5 protein-coding genes are annotated in these 6,128 nt (G+C 70.0%); 3 read left to right on the forward strand and 2 right to left on the reverse strand.

The window, feature by feature from the left end:
- Positions 1-55: 55 nt before the first annotated feature.
- Positions 56-826, reverse strand: a complete 771-nt coding sequence (gene fabI, locus ACFXDJ_RS35225; RefSeq protein WP_384663147.1) for an enoyl-ACP reductase FabI — start codon at positions 824-826, stop codon at positions 56-58.
- A 5-nt stretch (positions 827-831) separates the two neighbouring features.
- Entirely contained in the window at positions 832-1,551 is a 720-nt protein-coding gene (gene fabG, locus ACFXDJ_RS35230; RefSeq protein WP_384663145.1) for a 3-oxoacyl-[acyl-carrier-protein] reductase, read from the reverse strand.
- Positions 1,552-1,735: 184 nt separating this feature from the next.
- Here fabG and ACFXDJ_RS35235 point away from each other — a divergent pair, with 184 nt between their 5' ends.
- The 3 genes from ACFXDJ_RS35235 to tyrS all read left to right on the forward strand — a co-directional run.
- Positions 1,736-3,259 (forward strand): TldD/PmbA family protein, encoded by a 1,524-nt coding sequence (locus ACFXDJ_RS35235; RefSeq protein WP_384663143.1) that lies wholly within the window; start codon positions 1,736-1,738, stop codon positions 3,257-3,259.
- A complete protein-coding gene (locus tag ACFXDJ_RS35240; protein WP_384663142.1) occupies positions 3,259-4,656 on the forward strand; it encodes a metallopeptidase TldD-related protein in 1,398 nt (465 codons plus the stop codon). The genes ACFXDJ_RS35235 and ACFXDJ_RS35240 overlap by 1 nt, the downstream gene beginning before the upstream one ends.
- 94 nt (positions 4,657-4,750) lie before the next feature.
- Positions 4,751-6,128, forward strand: a 1,378-nt coding sequence (gene tyrS, locus ACFXDJ_RS35245; protein WP_384851252.1) for a tyrosine--tRNA ligase, incomplete at its 3' end; no start/stop codon positions are given.

The following is a 6,128-nucleotide window of genomic DNA, read 5'->3' on the forward strand; positions in this document are numbered from 1 at the left end:
CGCCTCCCGGAAAGGGAGCCGCGGCCGCCGCCGTACGGATGGAACGAGCGCCGGATCAGGCACCCATCGCGTGCAGGCCGCCGTCCACGTGGACGATCTCGCCGGTGGTCTTCGGGAACCAGTCCGACAGCAGGGCGACGACGCCCTTGCCCGTCGGCTCCGGGTCCGCCATGTCCCAGTTCATCGGGGAGCGGTGGTTCCAGACGTCCGCCAGGTCCGAGAAGCCCGGGATGGACTTCGCGGCCATGGAGCCGAGCGGACCGGCCGAGATCAGGTTGCAGCGGATGTTCTCCTTGCCCAGGTCACGGGCGAGGTAGCGGCTGGTGGCCTCCAGGGCGGCCTTGGCCGGCCCCATCCAGTCGTACTGCGGCCAGGCGAACTGCGCGTCGAAGGTGAGGCCGACGACGGCCGCGCCCTCCGCCGGGAACAGCGGCTTGCACGCCATGGTCAGAGACTTCAGCGAGAACGCCGAAACGTGCATGGCCGTGGCGACCGACTCGAACGGGGTGTTCAGGAAGTTGCCGCCGAGCGCGTCCTGCGGCGCGAAGCCGATGGAGTGCACGACCCCGTCGAGGCCGCCGAGCTCGTCGCGGACGAGGCCCTCCAGGCGTGCCAGGTGCTCGTCGTTGGTGACGTCGAGCTCGATCACCTTGACCGGCTTGGGCAGCTTCTTGGCGATGCGCTCCGTCAGCGTCGGCCGGGGCCACGCGGTGAGGATGACCTCGGCGCCCTGCTCCTGGGCCAGTCGGGCGGTGTGGAAGGCGATGGACGATTCCATCAGCACCCCGGTGATGAGGATGCGCTTGCCGTCGAGAATTCCGCTCATGGTGATCAGTGACCCATGCCCAATCCGCCGTCAACTGGAATGACGGCTCCTGTGATGTAAGCGGCGCCGTCGGACGCCAGGAAGCTGACGGCAGCCGCGATCTCCTCGGGCTGCGCGTAGCGGCCCAGAGGCACCTGGCCGACGATGCCCGCGCGCTGCTCGTCGGTGAGCACCTTCGTCATGTCGGTGTCCACGAAGCCCGGGGCGACGACGTTGAAGGTGATGTTGCGGGAGCCCAGCTCACGGGCGAGGGAGCGGGCGAAGCCGACCAGCGCGGACTTGGAAGCCGCGTAGTTGGCCTGGCCGGCCGAGCCGAGCAGTCCGACGACCGAGGAGATCAGGACGACACGGCCCTTCTTGGCGCGGAGCATTCCGCGGTTCGCGCGCTTGACCACGCGGAAGGTGCCGGTGAGGTTGGTGTCCACGACCGAGGAGAAGTCCTCCTCGGACATGCGCATCAGCAGCGTGTCCTTGGTGATGCCCGCGTTGGCCACGAGGACCTCCACGTTGCCGTGGGCGTCCTCGATCTCCTTGTACGCCTGGTCGACCTGGTCGGAGTCGGTGATGTCGCAGCGGACCGCCAGCACACCCAGAGCCGTGAGCTCCGCCGGTGGCTCGCCCGACCGGTACGTGATCGCGACCTTGTCGCCGGCCTCTGCGAAGGCTCGGGCGATGGCGAGGCCGATGCCCCGGTTTCCTCCGGTGACGAGAACCGAGCGGCTCAACGGATCACCCTTTCGACTAGCGGTCTGAATACCAAAAACCTATAGGTCATGTACCCCGTACGGAGAATCGGGCTCCGACAGGGCCTCGGTACGGGCTCTGTGGAGTCCCTACAGAAAGATGTAGGCACCGCGACCCGGCGCGCGACATGATCGTGCTAGCTGCCCAGACCTCGGGAGGACCTCCGTGCCCCATTCCATCGACGCGGCCTTCACCGCGCTGCCCCTGCGGGCGCTCGCCGATGCGGCGCTCGCCCGGGCCCGCGCGCTGGGCGCCGACCATGCCGATTTCCGCCTGGAGCGGATCCGCAGCGCCTCCTGGCGGCTGCGCGACGCCAAGCCCTCCGGCGGGTCCGACACCACCGACCTCGGTTACGCGGTCCGGGTCGTGCACGGGGGAAGCTGGGGGTTCGCCTCCGGTGTGGACCTGACCATGGACGGCGCCGCGAAGGTGGCCTCGCAGGCGGTGGCCATGGCCAAGCTCTCCGCCAAGGTGATCAAGGCGGCCGGCTCCGACGAGCGGGTCGAGCTCGCCGACGAGCCCGTGCACGCGGACAAGACCTGGATCTCCGCCTACGACGTGAACCCCTTCGAGGTGCCGGACGCGGAGAAGGCGGCGCTGCTCGCCGACTTCAGCTCCCGGCTGCTGGCGGCCGACGGAGTGGCCCACGTGGACGCCTCGCTCCTCGCCGTCCACGAGAACAAGTTCTACGCCGACACCGCGGGCACCTCCACCACGCAGCAGCGGGTGCGGATCCACCCGCAGTTCACCGCCGTCGCGGTGAACGCCACCACCGGCGAGTTCGACTCCATGCGCACCATCGCCCCGCCCGCCGGGCGCGGCTGGGAGTACCTGACCGGCACCGGCTGGGACTGGAACGCGGAGCTGGAGCAGATCCCCGGGCTGCTCGCCGACAAGATGCGGGCGCCGAGCGTCGAGGCCGGGCGCTACGACCTGGTCGTGGACCCGTCCAACCTGTGGCTCACCATCCACGAGTCCATCGGCCACGCCACCGAGCTGGACCGGGCGCTGGGCTACGAGGCCGCGTACGCGGGCACCTCCTTCGCCACCTTCGACCAGCTGGGCAAGCTCACCTACGGCTCCCCCCTCATGAACGTGACGGGCGACCGGACCGCCGAGCACGGGCTGGCCACCATCGGGTACGACGACGAGGGCGTCGAGGCGCAGAGCTGGGACCTGGTCAAGGACGGCACCCTGGCCGGCTACCAGCTGGACCGGCGGATCGCGAAGCTCACCGGCCTCGGCCGCTCCAACGGCTGCGCCTTCGCCGACTCCCCCGGGCACGTCCCGGTGCAGCGGATGGCGAACGTCTCGCTCCAGCCGGATCCGGGCGGGCTGTCCACCGAGGACCTGATCGGCGGGGTGGAGCGCGGGATCTACGTGGTCGGCGACCGCTCCTGGTCGATCGACATGCAGCGCTACAACTTCCAGTTCACCGGGCAGCGCTTCTTCCGCATCGAGAACGGCGAGCTGGCCGGACAGCTGCGCGATGTCGCCTACCAGGCCACGACCACCGAGTTCTGGGGCTCGATGGAGAAGGTCGGCGGCCCGCAGACCTACGTGCTGGGCGGCGCCTTCAACTGCGGCAAGGCCCAGCCGGGCCAGGTGGCGGCCGTCTCGCACGGCTGCCCGTCCGCGCTGTTCCGCGACGTGAACATCTTGAACACCACGCAGGAGGCCGGACGCTGATGGCGACGAACCGAACGACCAAGCCCCACGAGATCGTCGAGCGGGCGCTGGAGCTCTCCACCGCCGACGGCTGTGTGGTCATCGCCGACGAGCAGTCGTCGGCCAACCTGCGCTGGGCGGGCAACGCCCTGACGACGAACGGCGTCACGCGCGGCCGGACCCTGACCATCATCGCCACGGTCGACGGCAAGGAGGGCACGGCCTCGGGGGTCGTCTCGCGCTCCGCCGTCACCGCCGGGGACCTGGAGCCGCTGGTCCGGGCCGCCGAGGCGGCCGCGCGTGACGCGGCCGCCGCCGAGGACGCCCAGCCGCTGGTCACGGGGACCCCGTACGCACCGGACTTCACCGACGCCCCGGCCGAGACCTCCTCCGCCGTCTTCGACGCGTTCGCCCCGGCCCTCGGCGAGGCCTTCGCCCGCGCCCGCGCGGGCGGTCGTGAGCTGTACGGCTTCGCCAACCACGAGCTGGTCTCCACCTACGTGGGCACCTCTACGGGGCTGCGCCTGCGCCACGACCAGCCCAACGGCACCCTGGAGCTGAACGCGAAGTCCCCGGACCGCCAGCGCTCGGCCTGGGCCGGCCGCGCCACGCGGGACTTCAAGGACGTGGACCCGACCGTGCTGGACGCGGAGCTGGCGGTACGGCTCGGCTGGGCGGAGCGGAAGATCGACCTGCCCGCCGGGCGGTACGAGACGCTGCTGCCGCCGACCGCGGTGGCCGACCTGCTGATCTACCAGATGTGGTCGGCGGCGGCCCGGGACGCGGTGGAGGGCCGGACGGTCTTCTCCAAGCCCGGCGGCGGCACCCGGCTCGGCGAGCGGCTGAGCGAGCTGCCGCTGACCCTGCGCTCCGACCCGAACGCGCCGGGCCTGGAGTCCGCGCCGTTCGTGATCGCGCACAGCTCCGGCGACGACGCCTCCGTCTTCGACAACGGCCTGCCGGTCCCCGCGACCGAGTGGATCAAGAACGGCGAGCTGGCCCGGCTGACCACGACCCGGCACACCGCGGGTCTGACCGGGCTGCCGGTGTCCCCGGGGTTCGGAAACCTGATCCTGGACGGGGGCGGCGACAAGTCCCTGGAGGAGATGGTCGCCGGGACCGAGCGCGGGCTGCTGCTGACCTGCCTCTGGTACATCCGCGAGGTGGATCCGGCGACGCTGCTGCTCACGGGCCTGACCCGGGACGGCGTCTACCTGGTGGAGGACGGCCGGGTGGTCGGCGAGGTCAACAACTTCCGGTTCAACGAGTCCCCCGTGGACCTGCTCTCACGGGCCTCGGAGGCCGGCCGGACCGAGAAGACCCTGCCGCGCGAATGGAACGACTGGTTCACCAGGGCGGCGATGCCGGCCCTGCGGATCCCGGACTTCAATATGAGTTCGGTCAGCAAGGGAGTTTGATCCCGGAAGGCGTCTGACGTGCGGGCCTTCCCCGCCTATGCTGGCGGGGAAGCCTCAACATTCTGTTTCATCTCGTTCAAGGAGACCCAGAACCGTGACGGACATCGTCGACGAACTGAAGTGGCGCGGGCTCTTCTCGCTGTCCACTGACGAAGAAGCCCTGCGCAAGGCCTTCGCGGACGGTCCCGTCACCTTCTATTGCGGTTTCGACCCGACCGCGGCCTCCCTGCACGTGGGACACCTGGTGCAGGTGCTCACCGTGCGCCGGCTCCAGCAGGCCGGACACCGGCCGCTCGCGCTGGTGGGCGGGGCCACGGGCCAGATCGGCGACCCGCGCCCGACCGCCGAGCGCACCCTGAACGACCCCGCCGTCATCTCGGAGTGGGTCAACCGCCTCCGTTCGCAGATCGAGCCGTACCTGTCCTTCGAGGGCGAGAACGCGGCGCTGATGGTGAACAACCTGGACTGGACGGCGGGCATGTCCGCCATCGAGTTCCTGCGGGACATCGGCAAGCACTTCCGGGTCAACAAGATGCTGACGAAGGACTCGGTCGCCAAGCGGCTGGAGTCCGACCAGGGCATCAGCTACACCGAGTTCAGCTACCAGCTGCTCCAGGGCATGGACTTCCTGGAGCTGTACCGGCGCTACGGCTGCACCCTCCAGCAGGGCGGCTCCGACCAGTGGGGCAACCTGACGGCCGGTCTCGACCTGATCCACAAGGTGGAGCCGGACGCGCACGTCCACGCGATGGCGACCCCGCTGATGGTCAAGGCGGACGGCACCAAGTTCGGCAAGTCCGAGAGCGGGGCCGTCTGGCTGGACCCGGAGATGACCACCCCGTACGCGTTCTACCAGTTCTGGCTGAACGTGGACGACCGGGACATCTCCACCTACATGCGGATCCTGTCCTTCCAGACCCGTGAGGAGCTGGAGGCGCTGGAGGCGCAGACCGCCGAGCGGCCGCAGGCGCGCGCCGCCCAGCGGGCCCTCGCGGAGGAGCTGACCACGCTGGTGCACGGCGCGGACCAGTGCGCCGCCGTGATCGCGGCGTCCAAGGCGCTGTTCGGCCAGGGCGACCTGACGGAGCTGGACGAGGCCACGCTGGCCGCGGCCCTGTCCGAGCTGCCGCACGCCAGGGTCGCCGAGCCGGGCCTGGTCGTGGACCTCCTCGCGGAGACCGGGCTGGTCGCCAGCAAGTCGGCCGGCCGCCGGACCGTGAAGGAGGGCGGGGCCTACGTGAACAACGTGAAGGTCACCGCCGAGGACGCGGTCCCGGCCAAGGAGGACCTGCTGCACGGGCACGACGGAGAACTCGAACTCCAAGTCCTCGACATCTTCGTCCACTTCGTCTTCTTCGTCTTCCTCGTCCACCTCGACGCTCTACCGGCTCGACCCGTCGGACGTCAGCTGACGTATCCCGACACCCGAAGAGAACCCCCACCCCACCCTGCGGGGGCTCTTTTTAAGTGCC

The sequence above is a fragment of the Streptomyces sp. NPDC059443 genome, from assembly GCF_042750105.1.
Taxonomy (GTDB): domain Bacteria; phylum Actinomycetota; class Actinomycetes; order Streptomycetales; family Streptomycetaceae; genus Streptomyces.

Bases quoted from the DNA above. Each gene is read 5' to 3' on its own strand.
- fabI (WP_384663147.1), bottom strand. From the start codon at position 826: ATGAGCGGAATTCTCGACGGCAAGCGCATCCTCATCACCGGGGTGCTG.
- ACFXDJ_RS35240 (WP_384663142.1), top strand. From the start codon at position 3,259: ATGGCGACGAACCGAACGACCAAGCCCCACGAGATCGTCGAGCGGGCG.